At 61.2% G+C, this 17,006-nt stretch carries 14 protein-coding genes and 1 pseudogene; 4 read left to right on the forward strand and 11 right to left on the reverse strand.

What is annotated here, in order from left to right:
* Positions 1 to 57 precede the first annotated feature (57 nt).
* The 3 genes from hutU to hutC all read right to left on the reverse strand — a co-directional run bounded on the left by hutU (position 58) and on the right by hutC (position 3,271).
* A complete protein-coding gene (hutU, locus tag M2396_RS10120) occupies positions 58 to 1,731 on the reverse strand; it encodes a urocanate hydratase (RefSeq protein ID WP_101315648.1) in 1,674 nt (557 codons plus the stop codon).
* Positions 1,732 to 1,991: 260 nt separating this feature from the next.
* Positions 1,992 to 2,564 (reverse strand): HutD family protein, encoded by a 573-nt coding sequence (locus M2396_RS10125; protein WP_259074549.1) that lies wholly within the window; start codon positions 2,562 to 2,564, stop codon positions 1,992 to 1,994.
* A complete protein-coding gene (hutC, locus tag M2396_RS10130) occupies positions 2,561 to 3,271 on the reverse strand; it encodes a histidine utilization repressor (RefSeq protein WP_178080811.1) in 711 nt (236 codons plus the stop codon). The genes M2396_RS10125 and hutC overlap by 4 nt, the downstream gene beginning before the upstream one ends.
* 145 nt (positions 3,272 to 3,416) lie before the next feature.
* On the opposite strand from hutC, the gene M2396_RS10135 reads away from it, so the two are divergent.
* Positions 3,417 to 4,781, forward strand: coding sequence for a formimidoylglutamate deiminase (locus M2396_RS10135; protein WP_259074551.1), 1,365 nt, complete (start codon positions 3,417 to 3,419; stop codon positions 4,779 to 4,781).
* Positions 4,782 to 4,785: 4 nt separating this feature from the next.
* Here M2396_RS10135 and M2396_RS10140 read toward each other — a convergent pair whose 3' ends face one another.
* On the reverse strand, positions 4,786 to 5,358 hold the full coding sequence (locus M2396_RS10140) for a lipocalin family protein (RefSeq protein WP_150571212.1): 573 nt from the start codon (positions 5,356 to 5,358) through the stop codon (positions 4,786 to 4,788).
* The gene (bamE, locus tag M2396_RS10145; RefSeq protein ID WP_101315637.1) at positions 5,355 to 5,609 is read right to left on the reverse strand and encodes an outer membrane protein assembly factor BamE; all 255 of its coding nucleotides are present in this window, start codon (positions 5,607 to 5,609) and stop codon (positions 5,355 to 5,357) included. The genes M2396_RS10140 and bamE overlap by 4 nt, the downstream gene beginning before the upstream one ends.
* Positions 5,610 to 5,831: 222 nt before the next feature.
* On the opposite strand from bamE, the pseudogene M2396_RS24340 reads away from it, so the two are divergent.
* Positions 5,832 to 6,869: pseudogene (locus M2396_RS24340) on the forward strand (cache domain-containing protein); the annotation flags it as partial.
* Positions 6,870 to 6,938: 69 nt separating this feature from the next.
* A complete protein-coding gene (locus tag M2396_RS24345) occupies positions 6,939 to 7,724 on the forward strand; it encodes a methyl-accepting chemotaxis protein (RefSeq protein WP_375140264.1) in 786 nt (261 codons plus the stop codon).
* A 53-nt stretch (positions 7,725 to 7,777) separates the two neighbouring features.
* On the opposite strand, the gene M2396_RS10155 is transcribed toward M2396_RS24345, so the two are convergent.
* From M2396_RS10155 to M2396_RS10165, 3 genes are all read right to left on the reverse strand, one after another.
* Positions 7,778 to 8,374, reverse strand: coding sequence for a DUF924 family protein (locus tag M2396_RS10155; protein ID WP_101315633.1), 597 nt, complete (start codon positions 8,372 to 8,374; stop codon positions 7,778 to 7,780).
* Between the two features lie 3 nt (positions 8,375 to 8,377).
* A complete protein-coding gene (locus tag M2396_RS10160) occupies positions 8,378 to 9,388 on the reverse strand; it encodes a class 1 fructose-bisphosphatase (protein WP_101315630.1) in 1,011 nt (336 codons plus the stop codon).
* A gap of 176 nt (positions 9,389 to 9,564) precedes the next feature.
* Positions 9,565 to 12,015 (reverse strand): glycogen/starch/alpha-glucan phosphorylase, encoded by a 2,451-nt coding sequence (locus M2396_RS10165; RefSeq protein WP_259074558.1) that lies wholly within the window; start codon positions 12,013 to 12,015, stop codon positions 9,565 to 9,567.
* A 183-nt stretch (positions 12,016 to 12,198) separates the two neighbouring features.
* Between M2396_RS10165 and M2396_RS10170 the strand changes: the two genes are divergently transcribed.
* Positions 12,199 to 12,603, forward strand: coding sequence for a YkgJ family cysteine cluster protein (locus M2396_RS10170; protein ID WP_101315626.1), 405 nt, complete (start codon positions 12,199 to 12,201; stop codon positions 12,601 to 12,603).
* Between the two features lie 847 nt (positions 12,604 to 13,450).
* On the opposite strand, the gene M2396_RS10175 is transcribed toward M2396_RS10170, so the two are convergent.
* From M2396_RS10175 to typA, 3 genes are all read right to left on the reverse strand, one after another.
* Positions 13,451 to 14,248 (reverse strand): hypothetical protein, encoded by a 798-nt coding sequence (locus tag M2396_RS10175; RefSeq protein WP_259074562.1) that lies wholly within the window; start codon positions 14,246 to 14,248, stop codon positions 13,451 to 13,453.
* 6 nt (positions 14,249 to 14,254) lie between these two features.
* Positions 14,255 to 14,839: a 2OG-Fe(II) oxygenase gene (locus M2396_RS10180; RefSeq protein ID WP_150571216.1), complete on the reverse strand. Its 585-nt coding sequence runs from the start codon at positions 14,837 to 14,839 to the stop codon at positions 14,255 to 14,257.
* Positions 14,840 to 15,074: 235 nt separating this feature from the next.
* Positions 15,075 to 16,895, reverse strand: coding sequence for a translational GTPase TypA (gene typA / locus M2396_RS10185; protein WP_101315624.1), 1,821 nt, complete (start codon positions 16,893 to 16,895; stop codon positions 15,075 to 15,077).
* Between the last annotated feature and the right edge of the window lie 111 nt (positions 16,896 to 17,006).

Below are 17,006 nucleotides of genomic sequence, written 5' to 3' on the forward strand. Positions count from 1 at the left end.
GCGGGGCCCGCAGGCCCCTTCTTGTTATTCAGTATCGGCGTTGTCGGCGGCGGCTGATCAGCCGTTGATCATCGGCAGATCGAGGCCCTGCTGGTTGGCGCAGTCAACGGCGATCTGGTAGCCCGCATCGGCGTGGCGCATGACGCCGGTGCCCGGGTCGTTGGTCAAGACGCGAGCAATACGCTCGGCAGCTTCATCGCTGCCATCACAGACGATGACCATACCCGAGTGCTGCGAGAAGCCCATGCCAACGCCGCCGCCGTGGTGCAGCGACACCCAGGTCGCGCCGCTCGCGGTGTTGAGCAAGGCGTTGAGCAGCGGCCAGTCGGACACGGCGTCGGAGCCATCCTGCATCGATTCGGTTTCGCGGTTGGGGCTGGACACCGAACCAGAGTCGAGGTGGTCGCGGCCAATCACGATCGGTGCCGACAACTCACCGCTGCGGACCATCTCGTTGAAGGCCAGGCCGAGCTTGGCACGCTGGCCCAGGCCAACCCAGCAGATCCGCGCCGGCAGACCCTGGAAGCTGATGCGCTCACGGGCCATGTCCAGCCAACGGTGCAGATGGGCATCGTCGGCGATCAGCTCTTTGACCTTGGCATCGGTCTTGTAGATGTCCTCGGCGTCACCCGACAGCGCCACCCAGCGGAACGGGCCGACCCCGCGGCAGAACAGCGGGCGGATATAGGCCGGGACGAAGCCTGGGAAGTCGAAGGCATTGCTGACGCCCTCCTCCATGGCCATCTGGCGAATATTGTTGCCGTAGTCGAAGGTCGGCACGCCTTGCTGTTGGAAGTCGAGCATGGCTTTGACGTGCACCGCCATCGACTGCTTGGCGGCCTTGACCACTGCCGCCGGGTCGGTCTGCGCACGGTCGCGGTACTGCTCCCAGCTCCAGCCAGCAGGCAGGTAGCCGTTGAGCGGGTCGTGGGCGCTGGTCTGGTCGGTAACCATGTCCGGGCGCACGCCACGCTTGACCAGCTCAGGCAGGATTTCGGCAGCGTTGCCGAGCAGGGCAATCGAGATCGCCTTGCCCTCCTGGGTGTATTTGGCGATACGCGCCAGGGCGTCATCGAGGTCGCTGGCCTGTTCGTCGACATAACGGCTGCTCAGGCGGAAGTCGATGCGGCTCTGCTGGCACTCGATGTTCAGCGAGCAGGCACCGGCCAGGGTTGCGGCCAGCGGCTGTGCGCCACCCATGCCGCCAAGGCCTGCAGTGAGCACCCACTTGCCTTTGAGGCTGCCGTTGTAATGCTGGCGGCCGGCCTCGACGAAGGTTTCATAGGTGCCCTGGACAATGCCCTGGCTGCCGATGTAGATCCAGCTGCCTGCGGTCATCTGGCCGTACATGGCCAGGCCCTTGGCATCCAGTTCGTTGAAGTGTTCCCAGTTGGCCCAGTGCGGCACCAGGTTGGAGTTGGCGATCAGCACGCGCGGGGCGTTGCTGTGGGTCTTGAACACGCCCACCGGCTTGCCCGACTGGACCAGCAGGGTCTCGTCGTCTTCCAGGCGGGTCAGGGTCTCGACGATCTTGTCGTAGCTCTCCCAGTTGCGCGCAGCACGGCCGATGCCGCCGTACACCACCAGCTCCTTGGGGTTCTCGGCCACTTGTGGGTCGAGGTTGTTCATCAGCATGCGCAGCGGCGCTTCGGTCAGCCAGCTTTTGGCGGTCAGCTTGTTGCCACGTGGGGCACGGATTTCTACGTCACGGTATTTGTTGTTGTCAGTCACGGGAGAGGTCCTTTGCGGTCATCCGACGGCGGGGTGTCGATGAGTAATATACAAACACACCTTTACTTGTATGTACAAGCATGGACAACCAAATTATTCGGAGCTCGCCGTTAGATAGCCGGGGGCGCTACGCACCCCTTTCGCGACACAAGGCCGCTCCTACAGGAACCGCGCATTAGCTTAGTGCGCGGTCTGTGCAGGAGCGGCCTTGCCGGGGCGCCGGACCGGTCGGAAAGGGTCGCGCAGCGGCCCCGGCAATCTCAAACCGTGATCAATTCAATCAGGCAAAACCGCCCCTGCACGTCCAACTCCAGCAACCCGTCGTTGCCTTCCAGGCGCAAACAGTCATACAACCCAAGCCGCTGCAGCTCGCGCCCGGCCATCTGCACTTCAACCTGGCTACCAGCGGCAAACAGCAACAGCGTCGACGACGAGCTATACAGGCGGCTGGTGCCATCGAACCACTGCAACCGCGCCCGATAGCGCTGCGGCGCGTAGATCAGGTTGAAGTCGCGGATCATCCCGCCCAGCAGCTTGCACTGAACCTGGCTCTCGCCGCCGAAGGCAAACGCATCGAACGCCAGCAACGGCCGGCTGAGCTGGCCGTCGACCACCAGACGCATGCCATCCCCCTGCAGCACACTGATGATCCGCTGGTACCCGGCAAAGCTGGAAAAGCCGCCCGACTCTTCGATATCGGCAATCGACAGGCGCCAGCCAAATCCATCCAGGCCATCGCCAGCATCGCGGGCGATCTCTTCGGTAAACCCGCCGCCGTTCTTCCATGGCATGCGCGGGTAATCCGCCGCGTGTAGCAACTGCATCTGGCTCATTTGCTGAAGCGTCCTTCCAGGCGATGGCGGGAACCGGGGTGAATCAGGCGTGCGGCGGTGACCGGCTGGCGACCCGACCAGGTGCGGCGGCGGATCAGCAGGCATGGCTCGCCGGCATCGATCTGCAGCAGGCGACACTCGTCCGGCTCGGCCAGAATCGCCTCGACCACGTGCTCGCCTTCAGTCAGTGGCGCCACCTGCGACAGGTAGGCATAGGGTGTCTGCCGGGTAAAGTCCTGCTTGAGGTAGTCCGGGGCAATCGCGGCGTTGACGTAGCGATCCTCGATCTGCACCGGCACGCCGTTTTCGTAATGCACGATCAACGAGTGGAATACTCGCTGGCCTTCGCGCATATCCAGCGCCAGGGCGCGCTCGGAACCTGCGGCCTCTTCGCCCAGCACGATCACCTGGCAACTATGCTGATGGCCACGGCCGGCGATCTCGTCGGCAATGTTGTTGACCTCGAACAGCGCGGAACGGCTCTTGGGCTCGGCGACGAACGTGCCGACCCCCTGCATGCGCACCAGCAACCCGTCAGCAGTCAGCTCGCGCAGGGCGCGGTTGATGGTCATGCGGCTGAAACCCAGCTGGTTGACCAGCTCGCTCTCGGACGGCACCCGGTGATGCGGCGGCCAGCTGCCGTTTTCGATCTGCTGGACGATCATCTGTTTGACCCGGGCATACAGCGGCGCCGGCCCTTCGCCCATCTGGGCAACCAGCGCGGAGACAGGAGGTGTCGGCACGGCTTTGATCCTTGTGCGGTTTGAGTGAGCAGTAGCTTGCCGCAGTTTACCGGGCAGGCAAACGCCTGTATATGTATATACAAGCTAACAAGAACAGGAAGATGCTTACATGTCCGTGTACTTTGCCGAGCGCGCCCTGCTCCCCAGCGGTTGGGCGCGCAACGTCCGTCTAGAGGTCGACGCCCAAGGCCAGCTTGCCAGCCTGCAGGTCGATGCCTCGGCAGACGGCGCCGAGCGCCTGGCCGGGCCGCTGCTGCCGGGCATGCCCAACCTTCATTCGCACGCCTTCCAGCGCGCCATGGCGGGCCTGGCAGAAGTGGCAGGCAACCCCAACGACAGTTTCTGGACCTGGCGCGAGCTGATGTACCGCATGGTTGGCCAGATCAGCCCGGAACAACTGCAGGTCATCGCCCGCCAGCTTTACATCGAGATGCTCAAGGCCGGCTATACCTCGGTCGCCGAGTTCCATTACGTGCACCACGATCGCGATGGCCAGCGCTATGCCGATCCCGCCGAGCTGTCACGGTGCATCAGTGCCGCCGCCAGCGCCGCCGGGATTGGCCTGACGTTGTTGCCGGTGCTGTACAGCCACGCAGGATTCGGCGGCCAGCCCGCCAGCGAGAGCCAACGCCGCTTTATCAATAGCAGCGAGCAATACCTGCGCCTGCACGAACAGCTCAAGCCAGTGCTAGCGGCACAACCGGCGCAGCGCCTGGGCTTGTGCTTCCACTCGCTGCGCGCGGTCACTCCCGAGCAGATTGCCACGGTGCTGGCCAGCGGCGAGCAGGACTGCCCGGTACACATTCACATCGCTGAGCAGCAAAAGGAAGTCGACGACTGCCTGGCCTGGAGCGGGCGTCGTCCGCTGCAATGGCTATATGAAAACGTCGAGGTCGACCGCCGCTGGTGTCTGGTACATGCCACCCACGCGGCGCCGGACGAGGTCGCAGCGATGGCCGAAAGCGGCGCGGTAGCTGGTTTGTGCCTGACCACCGAGGCCAACCTAGGCGACGGCATCTTCCCCGCGGTCGACTACCTGGCTCGGGGCGGGCGCATGGGGATTGGATCGGACAGCCACGTGTCACTCAGCGTGGTCGAGGAACTGCGCTGGCTCGAATACGGCCAGCGACTGCGTGATCAGCGCCGCAATCGGCTCTATCGCAGCGACCAGCCAATGGTTGGCCGCACCCTTTATGACGCAGCGCTCAGCGGTGGCGCGCAAGCCCTGGGGCAGCCGATCGGCGAGTTGACGGTGGGCAAGCGCGCGGACTGGCTGGTGCTCGACGGTGAGGACCCGTACATCGCTACTGCCGAAGGCGACGCCATTCTCAACCGCTGGCTGTTTGCCGGCGGCGACCGCCAGATCCGCGACGTGATGGTCAACGGCGCGTGGGTGGTGCGCCAGGGCCGCCATGCTCAGGAAGCCGAGAGCAACCGAGCGTTTGCCGAGGTGCTCGGCCAGTTGCTTGGCTGAGGGCTCAGTGTGCGGCGGCGATGTCGCGGTCGGCTACGCGCCAGATCAGGCGATTGGTGTCGTAGCCTTGCTGACGCGCCTTGGCCAGCAGGCTCTCGCGCTCCCAGGCCGGCAGGCTCGGCGTACGCGACAGGACCCACAGGTACTTGCGGTCCGGGCTGCCGACCAATGCGGTCTGATAACGCGAGTCGACATACAACACCCAGTACTCGCCCTTGGCCACACCAGGCGCCAGGCGGGTGAACCAATTGTCGAACTCGACCCAGAGCTTGTCGGTATGCCCGGCCTCCTGCGGCGTGGCGCTGCCTTCGGCGCGGATCCACTGGCCGTCGAGCATGCGGCAACGGTTGAGCACGCCGATGCTGCCATCAGGCCGGGCGTTGTAATGCGCCTCGGACTGCGCGCAGTCGCGCTGGAAGTACATCGGCAGGCGGGCCAGCTCGAACCATTTGCCCTGATAGCGCTTGAGGTCGACGGCGCCTGCCGTCTTCGGCGCCAACGGGTCATGGCTACCCGTGGCGCAGCCGCCCAGCAACAGGCTCAGGCACAGCCCAAGCAGCAGACTCACGTGCCTCATTTAAGGCCCTGCCCGGAGTACATCAATACTTTGTCCGCTGCATACTGCACACTGATAAAGCTGTTCTGGTCACCCCAGGTGCAACTGCTCATGCCCAGCGCGCCCGAGCACTCGGTAGGTGTACCCAGCAGTTGTTCGACCGCCGCGCGGTTCATGCCGGCGCTGAGTTTGGAGTAATTTTCCTGGTTGATCTTGCTGCACGCAGTCAGCACGACGCACAACGACAACAGGGCGAGGGAACGCAACGACATGAAGGGACACTCCTGGACACGGACATCAGGCGAGGCGCCTGTGGAGACCTTGGAGAGCAAAAAGCCTCCGTGGTTCCCTGACCGCAGCGCTTAAATGCCGGCCGTTGGTCGTCTGACCGGCCAACGACTCATGTTTTACCCGCACAAGTCGACACAACGAGCAGTGGAGCAGCAGCTTGCCCTACCCCCTGCCCTTCGACGTGCATTCGCGCAGACTCAGCCATGACCAAAAATCTCAAGTTCAGCCACAAGATCCTGCTGGCCGCAGCCCTCGTAGTCGCGGTCGCCTTCACCTGCTTCGTACTGTTCAACGACTACCGGCAACGCCAGTCGCTGCGCAGCGACACGCAGACGTCGCTGCAGGACCTGGGCAGCCTGACTGCAGGCAACATCCGCAACTGGCTCGACAGCCGCGTGCAGGTGCTCGACAGCCTGGCCCAGCAAGTGGCCGTCGATGGCCCCGGCAAGCCGAGCCTGGACCGTGCCCTGGCACTGCCGGTGTATGCCAACAACTTCCAGCTGAGCTACTTCGGCGGCCAGGACGGCAGCATGCAATCGGTACCCGCCGGCAACCGCGCCGCCGACTACGACCCGCGCCAGCGTGGCTGGTACAAGGCGGCAACTGCTGCCAACCAGACTATCGTCACCGAGCCGTACATTTCCGCCTCGGCTGGCAAGCTGGTGATCACCCTGGCCACGCCGGTGCAACAGGGCGGTCGCCTGCTCGGCGTGAGTGGCGTCGACACCGACCTGCAGACCATCAGCAAGCTGATCAACGCGCTGGACTTCGATGGCAATGGCCATGCCTTCATCGTCAACGGCGAAGGCAAGATCATGATCCACCCCAAGCCTGAGCTGGCCCTGAAAACCCTCGCCGATCTGTTCCCTGGCGACACGCCGCAGATCAGCAGCGGGCTGAAGGAAGTCGAGTTCGACGGGCGCAAGCAGTTCATCAACTTCACCCACGTCGACGGCATCTCGTCGGTCGACTGGTATGTCGCGCTGGTGCTCGACCAGGATGCCGCCTTCGCCATGCTCGGCGAGCTGCGCACGTCGGCAGCCGTGGCGACGCTGATCGCGATCATCGCCATCATTGCCTTGCTCGGCCTGTTGATTCGCGTGCTGATGCAGCCGCTGCATGCCATGGGCCGCGCCATGCGTGACATTGCCGAGGGCGAAGGCGACCTGACCCGGCGCCTGACCATCCATGCTCACGACGAATTCGGCAGCCTTGCCCAGTCGTTCAACCGCTTTGTCGAGCGTATCCACGAGTCGATCCGCGAAGTGGCCTCGGCGACCGGCCAGGTGAATGCCGTGGCCGGCCAGGTGGTGACTGCCTCCAACGCCTCGATCAACAACGCCGATCAGCAGTCGAGCCGCACCAGCAGCGTTGCCGCTGCAATCAATCAGCTCGGTGCCGCCGCCCATGAAATCGCCCAGAACGCCGCGCTCGCCTCGCAGCATTCGACCGCCGCGCGCGGTCTGGCCGAAGAAGGCCAGCAGGTGGTCGGGCAAACCATCAGCACCATGCATCAGCTGTCGGCGCGCATCAGTGACTCGTGCGAGAACATCCAGACACTCAATTCGCACACCAGCAACATCGGCCAGATCCTCGATGTGATCACCGGCATTTCGCAGCAAACCAACCTGCTCGCGCTGAACGCTGCCATCGAAGCCGCCCGCGCGGGCGAGGCCGGGCGTGGTTTTGCCGTGGTTGCCGATGAGGTGCGCAGTCTGGCCCACCGCACTCAGGAATCAGCGCAGCAGGTACAGCGTTTGATCGAAGAGCTGCAGGCCGGCGCGCAGATGGCGGTCAGCACCATGAACCAGAGCCAGCAGCAGAGCGAGCACAGCGTGGGGATTGCCAACCAGGCCGGTGAACGCCTGGGCAGCGTGACCCAGCGCATCGGCGAGATCGACGGCATGAACCAGTCGGTTGCCACCGCCACCGAAGAGCAGACGGCGGTGGTCGAGTCGATCAATCTCGACATCAGCGAGATCAATACGCTGAATCAGGAAGGCGTGCACAACCTGCAGAGCACCTTGCGTGCCTGCAACGACCTGGAACACCAGGTCGAACGGTTGCAACAGTTGGTTGGCAGTTTCAGAATCTGAGCCGGGTGCTGCCCCATTCGCCTACGCAGATGGGGCAGCCGCTCAGCGCTGCATCAGAACCGTGAACCCGGCTCGAGCAGGAAATCCATCTCTTCATCGGTGCTCGGACGGTCCAGCAGCAGATTGCGCTGCGGGAACCGGCCAAAGCGCTCGATCACGCGCTGATGCTGCTCGGCGTAGTCAAGGAAGCCTTCGAACAGGCGGCGGTTGGCCTCCGGTTGCTCGTCCAGCAACTGCCGATAGCGCTCGACACTAAGGTGCTGCCAGTCGAGCACCTCGGCGTGTTCCAGCACCAACAGCACGAACACCCGCTGGATCGGCAGCAACTGGTAATCCCAGTCATGCTGCAAACCCTGCATGGCCACTACCTGCGCGCGCCGGTCACCTTCAAAGGCGCGCGGCGTGTCGCGGTAGATCATGCGCGGCAGTTGATCGAGCAGCAGGATCAGGCCAAGCCAGCCCTGCGGGCTTTGCTGCCAGTCTTCGAGACCACCCGCCAGGGCCTGCTCGCACAGCGCGCCGAAACGCTCGCGCGCCTCGTCATCATGGTGCTTGCCGAACCACAGCGTGCTCTTCTCGTCAGCCACGGCCTGCGGGCTCTTGCCCGGACCGAACCACCACTCCAGCAACGGCTGCCAAGGTGCGAGCATGATTTATTCCTTGTGGTAGGCCGTAACGCGCTCGACCTCTTGCTTCGAGCCGAGGATTACCGAAACGCGCTGGTGCAGGCTGTCCGGCTGGATGTCGAGGATGCGTTGCTCACCGTTGGTGGCCGCGCCGCCGGCCTGTTCGATGATGAACGACATCGGGTTGGCCTCGTACATCAGGCGCAGCTTGCCTGGCTTGCTCGGCTCACGCGAATCGCGTGGGTACATGAACAGACCGCCACGGGTGAGGATGCGGTGCACATCAGCCACCATCGAGGCGATCCAGCGCATGTTGTAGTTCTTTTTCAACGGCCCGGTCTCACCGGCCAGCAGCTCGCCGACGTAGCGCTGGATCGGCGCTTCCCAGTGACGCTGGTTGGACATGTTGATAGCGAACTCGGCAGTGGTCTCCGGCACCTGGATGTTCTCGTGAGTGAGGACAAAGCTGCCCAGCTCGCGGTCCAGGGTGAAGCCTTTGACGCCGTTGCCCAGGGTCAGGATCAGCATGGTCTGCGGGCCATAGATCGCGTAACCGGCGGCGACCTGCTCGGTGCCAGGCTGGAGGAAGGCGTTTTCGTTGAGGGTTTCGTTCTGGCTCAGGTATTCCTGCGGGCAGCGCAGAACCGAGAAGATGGTGCCGACCGAAACGTTGACATCGATGTTCGACGAGCCGTCCAGTGGGTCGAACACCAGCAGGTAGGCACCCTTCGGGTATTTACCCGGGATCTGGTAGGCGTTGTCCATTTCTTCGGACGCCATGCCGGCCAGGTGACCACCCCACTCGTTGGCTTCGAGCAGAATGTCGTTGGAAATCACGTCGAGCTTTTTCTGCACTTCGCCCTGTACGTTTTCGGTGCCCATGCTGCCCAGCACGCCGCCGAGGGCGCCTTTGGACACGTGGTGGCTGATTTCCTTGCACGCGCGCGCCACCACCTCGATCAGGAAGCGCAGATCGGCAGGAGTATTGTTGCTGCGGGTCTGCTCAATCAGATAGCGACTCAGGGTAACGCGGGACATGTATGGCTCCGAAAGGGAAAGAGGGTGAAAAACCCTCGCAGTTTACAGTAATGCCGATGGTTTGGCGTAAAGGCTAGCTAGCAAACACACTCGCCTGGCCGATCAGACGGTCGAACCGGAGTCTAGTTCAGCACGGCACCGGCCGGCGGTCGGCCAGGTGCCCTGCCATGGTCAGCTCAATCCAACGCTTTCCAGATCTCGGTGGCGTACTCGCGGATGGTCCGATCCGACGAGAACCAGCCCATCCGCGAGGTATTGAGCACCGCCATCCGCCACCATTGTTCCGGCTGATGCCACAGCTCGTCGACCTTGCGCTGGGCGTCCCAATAGGCGTCGAAATCGGCGCAGACCAGAAAGCGGTCATGGTCGATCAGCGAGTCGATCAACTGGGTATAGCGCGACGGGTCATCCGGCGAGAACACCCCGCTGCGAATGGCGTGCAGCACATCGCTGAGGCGGTGCGACTCGGCCACCGCTGCACTGGCACCAAAGTCACCCGCGCGTTTGCGCGCCTCGACCTGCTGCGCCGTCAGCCCAAAGATGAACATGTTCTCTGCACCGACCTGCTCGCACATCTCGACGTTGGCGCCGTCCAGGGTGCCGATGGTCAGCGCGCCGTTGAGGCCGAACTTCATGTTGCTGGTGCCGGACGCTTCATAGCCGGCGGTGGAAATCTGCTCGGACAAGTCCGCCGCCGGGATGATGCTCTCGGCCAGGCTGACGTTGTAGTTGGGCAGGAATACCACCTTGAGCAGACCGCGCACGGTCGGATCGTTGTTGACCACCCGGGCGATGTCGTTGGACAGCTTGATGATCAGCTTGGCCTGGTGATAGCTGGCGGCCGCCTTGCCGGCGAAGATCTTCACCCGCGGCACCCAGTCGGTGCTCGGTTCGGCGCGAATTGCCTGATACAGCGCCACCGTGTGCAGCAGGTTGAGCAGCTGGCGCTTGTACTCGTGGATGCGCTTGACCTGTACGTCGAACATCGCTTCGGGGTTGACCGTCACGCCGACGCGGTCCTGGATGATACTCGCCAAGGCACGCTTGCTGTGCAGCCGCTGCGCAGCGAACTGCTTGCGAAACGCCGGTTGCTCGGCGAACGGTTCAAGGTCCTTGAGGCGCACCTCGGCGTCATCCAGCACCTCGCGCCCGAGGGCCTCGATCAGCATCGCAGTCAGCTGCGGGTTAGCCTGGTGCAGCCAGCGGCGGAAGGTGACGCCGTTGGTCTTGTTGTTGATCCGATCCGGGTAGAGCTTGTGCAGCTCGGCGAACACCGTGCTCTTCATCAGCTTGCTGTGCAGCGCGGACACGCCGTTGACACTATGCGAACCGAGAAACGCCAGGTTGCCCATGCGCACGCGGCGGCCGTTGTCTTCTTCGATCAACGACACCGCGCGCAACACGTCGAAATCGTGTTGGCCTTTGGCCCGCAGTGCATCGATATGATAGGCGTTGATCAGATAGATGATCTGCATGTGCCGCGGCAGCATGCGCTCCATCAGCGCCACCGGCCAGGTTTCCAGCGCTTCGGGCAACAGTGTGTGGTTGGTGTAGGCCAGGGTGCCGACGGTTACTTCCCAGGCTTTGTCCCATGGGATTTCATGCTGGTCGACCAGCAAGCGCATCAGCTCCGCCACCGCAATCGAGGGGTGGGTGTCGTTGAGCTGGATCGCCGCCGCATCAGGCAGGTTGAGCAAGCTCTTGTGCATGTTCAGGTGCCGGCGCAGCAGGTCTTGCAGCGAGGCGGAAACAAAGAAGTACTCCTGGCGCAGGCGCAGTTCCTGGCCCGCCTCGGTGCTGTCGGCTGGGTAGAGCACGCGCGAGATGCTCTCGGCGCGGGCCACCTCGGCGACTGCACCCAGGTGGTCACCGGCGTTGAAGCGCTCCAGGTGCAGCTCTTCCAGCGCGCGTGCACGCCACAGGCGCAGGGTGTTGACGCTGGACCCGCGCCAGCCGACTACCGGCGTATCGTAGGCAACCGCCCGCACGGTTTCGCCAGGGGTCCAGATCTGCCGCTGCTGGCCGTCGGCAGCCGTAACGGTTTCGACGCCACCACCAAAGCTGATCGGATAGATCACCTCGGCCCGCTCGAACTCCCACGGGTTGCCGAAATCCAGCCAGTTCTCGGTTTGCTCCTGCTGCCAGCCATCGACCACGGCCTGGCGGAACAAGCCGTGCTCGTAGCGGATACCGTAGCCATGGGCGGCAATGCCCAGGGTCGACATGCTTTCCATGAAGCACGCCGCCAGCCGGCCAAGGCCACCATTGCCGAGCGCGGCGTCCGGCTCCAGCAGACGAATGCGATCAAGGTCGACACCGAGGCCATCCAGCGCCTCGCGGGCGATTTCCAGGTAGCCGAGGTTGCTCAGGCTGTCGTACAGCAGCCGGCCGATCAAAAACTCGAGGGAAAGGTAGTAGACGCGTTTCTGGCTACGTCGGTAGGCCTGCCGGGTGTGGTCCATCCAGTGATCGACCATATGGTCGCGCGCAGCCAGGGCAATGGCTTCGAACCAGTCGTGATCAAAGGCGTGCTCCGGGTCCTTGCCGACCGCGTAGGTCAGCTTGGCCAATACAGCGGCACGGAACTCGGTGACCTCGACGTCACGTGCTTTGGGTTGCTGAGACATGTGACATCCTCGGGCAAGTGGGCGAAGGCAGGAGAGTGTTCAGACTAGACCCTTCGACAGGGGCTGGCAGTTGTTGTTCGCAGTTTTCATGCCGACAAGCATAATCGGGCGAAAGGTTGTTCACAATTTGAACAACTCCGGTATCATCGCGCGCCCCTCCACCGTGATTCGCTCCTTATAACTATGAAACCGACCTTGATTGCCGCGGCTGAAGTCGACCGCCTCGATACCTGGCAGCGCTACTCCAGCCATATGTGCGGGGGCTGCCATTCGACCTGCTGCACGCTGCCGGTGGAAGTGAAGATCAAAGACCTGATCCGTATCGGCGTGGTCGATGACTTCGACAAGGACGAGCCGGCCAAGAACGTTGCCAAGCGCCTGCAGAAGGACGGCATCATCGAGCGGTTCAACCAGAAGTCGGGGATCTTCACCTTGACCCGAATGAGCAACGATGATTGTCTCTATCTGGATCGTAAGAGCCGCCTGTGCACCATTTATGACAAGCGCCCCGATACCTGCCGCAACCACCCCAAGGTCGGCCCACGGCCGGGCTTCTGCGCGTACAAACCGAAGGTGGTCGGGCGCTGATGGTCGGGGCTGCGTCGCGGTCTCTCCCACCTAAGCCGCCCTCCTGAGCGGCTCGCTGCGGCGCTGGAGCGGTCGGAAAGCCAGCAGCGCCAAACTGAAATCTGGGGCCGCTGCGCGACCCCAAAATCCTCAGACAAAAACGCCTCGGCCTTTTGACAGGGGGCATTTTTTCTGTGGTCCAGGTACACATAAAGCAGCCTGCAACGCCGGTGCTCACCCCCAGCAGAGCGACTGTGAAGGCGCTATGTTTCGAACGTGCTCTGCGAGACACGCTGGCGCCGATGACGCACCACCATGACTATCACACCTATGGCAGGCAGTAGTGCAACCACACTACCCATGACGACTGCCGCTTCTATCGAGGCGTTGTTCATATCCACAACCTGTCGATAGAGTCGATCATTGAAGAGAACTCGACCGTCCAACGTAGCCAGCTCACGCACTACGCTCCCACCATTTACGCGTTCTGCCACGAGCACCACCTTGGAATTGATCCGAAGGCCAGAGGCTTTGTACAGCTTATGGGGCGTATAAATACGTTTTCCCTCCCGTTTCCCATCAAGCGTGTACGCTACACTGAAGTGCATCAACGAACGATCAACTTCCCAACTGCTCGGATAACCAGAGACTCTCCCCTCGAGGGCTGTCAACTTAGACATATCAGGGGCAACGTACACTTCACGCTGACTGACAAAAAGTGCAATGCACGCAAGCATGGTAACTAAACAAGCCGAAAGCGCTCCCGCGGACCTCAAGGGAGGAGACACTTTTAATAATCGCAAGAACTCGGAAAATGAGTACAAATGCCCCCCCTTACTCAAGCCGGGCACATCGGCACCGCCGGCCCTTAGTGATATCTATCAAGCCCAGCACCACCCCCACCAGGCGCGATGACCTGAATGGGTCCGATGTCAATGCTCCATCCTGGATACTCCGGCAACGGGAATATCATAACGCCACCGTCTCCACCGGGCTCGAAATACCCCCCACCGCCGGCGGTTATTCCGTACGGATAGGTATCGTCACGCCCCAGCCCTACTTCATGTGAGTCAGGGTCCCAGCGACTGACAGCAATTTGGCTCGTATAGCTTGCGCTGATTTTCGCGAGCGACACAAGTGCCAAATCCGGCGCCACCCAATAATCTGGATATGCCGCATTCGTATTTGTGGCGAAATGTTTTTCGACAACTGGCAAAATCAAAGATTGATACAAATTTTTAACCGCATCGGAGGTCACTATCCCCGCGGCAGTTGCGGTAACACCTACGCCAGTAAATACAAGTGCTGGACCGCTTGCACCGGCGAGCAAAGTAATGCTTGCGACAATCCCGGCAACATTACCAATAAGACTCAGGACATCTCCATTATCAAATTTTTGATTAGTCTTGTATTCAGCTGTGATCTTTAGAAATACCGTCGTCGCCGCAAGCGTGTTGGCTTTTATGTTGAGAAACGGTGTGAATCCCGCGGTCAGTTTTACGATAGAGATCACGCTCGCGACTGTAGCACCGGTTTGTGCTGTCTGGTTGACGAGGGAGAACCCGGACTTATCGGTGTTGTACTGATCCGTAAGGGAGGCAGCTGCGCCGCCCACCGCTACGGGCTTATCGACGTACCCCAGAATGATTTCGAATTTTTTCGACATCGTTCGTTACTCCCTGATCAGAGTCTTGAAAGCGATGCTCATGCGCAGCCTGTTGCAATTTGCTGCCGGCGCCCGCGCGCCATGCGGCACCTCGCCATTGAACACTACGACTCTCTTCGGCTTGGGCTGCACGGACAGCATAATATTTTCTTTGGCAGTATCGTAAAAGACCAGCTCTCCTCCCCAACATGTAGCCCAATACTCACTGCAGAACAGCATGACCGTTTTGCCGGGCAGCTCGACTGTATTGTCGTGGTGGATAGGACCGTCCTGACTACTTGTTTGGCCATTGGCGTAGACACCTAATAGCTTTGCCGAGGGTAGGTGCACCGCTTTGATCCGCGCCCAGATATCCGCGAGAAATGCCCAATCAGGTCGAGCCCGCAGCTCTAGCTCACAATCTTCAAGCTCGTCTCTGCGAGTACCTGCAATAAAGCTGTGCCAGCAGGGACGATCAAGAGGTGAATAGGGATAGGGCCAGCCATATCGCCAAAGCGAGCCGGTCAGCAGTTTCAAGATCTTGGTATGCTCTTCGTCCGTTATTCCATCATCAATCACACAAATACGTTCACCCGCAATGACAACCGACATAGTTCAATCTCCTTATCAAACATAACAAGTGAAGACCGAAGTTAAATCAGCACAAGAGAGCTGCACAGCGGGAAATATAGGCTGCGGGGGAGGTATTGTCGCTGATGGCTTTATGAAACTCACATCTACGACGAGCGCTATTCTTCAGCAGTGCATCGTAGCGAATTATGAAACTTGCAAAAAAAACGCCCCCGGCCTTTCGACCGGGGGCGTTTTCATTCAGCTAGATCTGGACTCAGATCTTGGCTTTCTTGGCAGCGCGGGTACGCTCGCTTTCGTCGAGGATCTTCTTGCGAAGACGGATCGACTTAGGCGTGACTTCGCACAGCTCGTCTTCCTGGATGTATTCCAGAGCCTGTTCCAGAGTGAAGCGAACTGGCGGAACCAGAGCGATGGTTTCGTCTTTACCCGAAGCACGCATGTTGTCGAGCTTCTTGCCTTTGGTTGGGTTTACACCCAGGTCGTTGTCGCGGCTGTTCTGGCCGATGATCTGACCGTTGTAGATCTCTTGACCGTGCTCGACGAACAGCTTGCCGCGCGCCTGCAGGGTTTCCAGCGAGTAGGTCAGAGCCTTGCCGGTTTCAACCGAAACCAGTACACCGTTCTGACGGCCGGACATGTGGCCCGACTTGACTGGAGCGTAGCGATCGAAGATCGAGGTCAGGATGCCAGCACCGTTGGTCAGGGTCAGGAACTGGTTACGGAAACCGATCAGACCACGAGCAGGGATGTTGTATTCCAGACGCACACGGCCTTTGCCATCCGGGACCATGTTGCTCAGGTCGCCTTTACGCAGGCCCATCTCTTCCATGACCTTGCCCTGAGCTTCCTCTGGGATGTCGATGGTGACGTTTTCGAACGGCTCTTGCTTGACGCCGTCGACTTCACGAATGATCACTTCCGGACGGCCCAGGGCCAGCTCGAAGCCTTCGCGACGCATGGTTTCGATCAGTACCGACAGGTGCAGCTCACCACGGCCGGAAACCTTGAACTTGTCTGCCGAGTCGCCTTCTTCAACGCGCAGTGCAACGTTGTACAGCAGCTCTTTGTCCAGACGATCCTTGATGTTACGCGAGGTCACGAACTTGCCTTCTTTACCGCAGAATGGCGAGTCGTTGACCTGGAAGGTCATGGAAACGGTTGGCTCGTCGACGGTCAGAGGCTTCATCGCCTCGACGGTCAGCGGGTCGCACAGGGTGTCGGAGATGAACAGCTCGTCGAAACCGCTGATGCAGACGATGTCGCCGGCGGCAGCTTCTTCAACGTCGACACGGTGCAGACCGTGGTGACCCATCAGCTTCAGGATACGGCCGTTACGCTTCTTGCCGTCGGTATCGATGGCAACAACCGGGGTGTTCGGCTTGACGCGACCACGGGCGATACGGCCAACGCCGATAACACCGAGGAAGCTGTTGTAGTCCAGAGCGGAGATCTGCATCTGGAACGGGCCGTCACGGTCAACAGCAGGTGGTGGAACGTGGTCGACAACCGCTTGGTACAGCGGGGTCATGTCTTCGGCCATGGCAGTGTGGTCCAGACCGGCAATGCCGTTCAGGGCCGAGGCGTAGACGACCTGGAAGTCCAGCTGCTCGTCGGTAGCGCCGAGGTTGTCGAACAGATCGAAGATCTGGTCCAGAACCCAATCAGGACGCGCGCCCGGACGGTCAACCTTGTTGATTACAACGATTGGCTTGAGGCCAGCTTCGAATGCCTTTTTGGTCACGAAGCGAGTTTGCGGCATAGGGCCGTCTTGGGCATCGACCAGCAGCAGCACGGAGTCGACCATCGACATTACACGCTCAACTTCGCCACCGAAGTCGGCGTGGCCGGGGGTGTCGACGATGTTGATGTGGTAGCCATTCCAGTTGATGGCGGTGTTTTTCGCCAGAATGGTAATACCGCGCTCTTTCTCCTGGTCGTTGGAGTCCATGACGCGCTCGTCATTGAGCTCGTTACGCTCCAGGGTGCCCGACTGACGCAGGAGTTTGTCGACCAGAGTGGTTTTACCATGGTCAACGTGGGCGATGATGGCGATGTTACGCAGATTTTCGATCACAAATGTATCTCGATCAGAGGATTCGGTTGCCGCCCATTCTAGACGGCCAATATGAAGGTAAAAGGCTCAGCGGGCCCGCGGGTCGGGAGGGCGATGGCGGATGCTGCCGCC

The sequence above is a fragment of the Pseudomonas sp. BIGb0278 genome (genome assembly GCF_024809895.1).
Classification (GTDB): Bacteria; Pseudomonadota; Gammaproteobacteria; order Pseudomonadales; family Pseudomonadaceae; genus Aquipseudomonas; species Aquipseudomonas shirazensis.

Excerpts from the sequence above, each read along its gene's own strand:
- M2396_RS10140 (WP_150571212.1), bottom strand. The coding sequence starts at position 5,358 with ATGAGGCACGTGAGTCTGCTGCTTGGGCTGTGCCTGAGCCTGTTGCTG.
- bamE (WP_101315637.1), bottom strand. The coding sequence starts at position 5,609 with ATGTCGTTGCGTTCCCTCGCCCTGTTGTCGTTGTGCGTCGTGCTGACT.
- M2396_RS10125 (WP_259074549.1), bottom strand. The coding sequence starts at position 2,564 with ATGAGCCAGATGCAGTTGCTACACGCGGCGGATTACCCGCGCATGCCA.
- M2396_RS10155 (WP_101315633.1), bottom strand. The coding sequence starts at position 8,374 with ATGCTCGCACCTTGGCAGCCGTTGCTGGAGTGGTGGTTCGGTCCGGGC.
- M2396_RS10160 (WP_101315630.1), bottom strand. The coding sequence starts at position 9,388 with ATGTCCCGCGTTACCCTGAGTCGCTATCTGATTGAGCAGACCCGCAGC.
- M2396_RS10165 (WP_259074558.1), bottom strand. The coding sequence starts at position 12,015 with ATGTCTCAGCAACCCAAAGCACGTGACGTCGAGGTCACCGAGTTCCGT.
- M2396_RS10175 (WP_259074562.1), bottom strand. The coding sequence starts at position 14,248 with ATGTCGAAAAAATTCGAAATCATTCTGGGGTACGTCGATAAGCCCGTA.
- M2396_RS10180 (WP_150571216.1), bottom strand. The coding sequence starts at position 14,839 with ATGTCGGTTGTCATTGCGGGTGAACGTATTTGTGTGATTGATGATGGA.
- M2396_RS10170 (WP_101315626.1), top strand. The coding sequence starts at position 12,199 with ATGAAACCGACCTTGATTGCCGCGGCTGAAGTCGACCGCCTCGATACC.
- M2396_RS10135 (WP_259074551.1), top strand. The coding sequence starts at position 3,417 with ATGTCCGTGTACTTTGCCGAGCGCGCCCTGCTCCCCAGCGGTTGGGCG.
- hutC (WP_178080811.1), bottom strand. The coding sequence starts at position 3,271 with ATGGGCGAAGGGCCGGCGCCGCTGTATGCCCGGGTCAAACAGATGATC.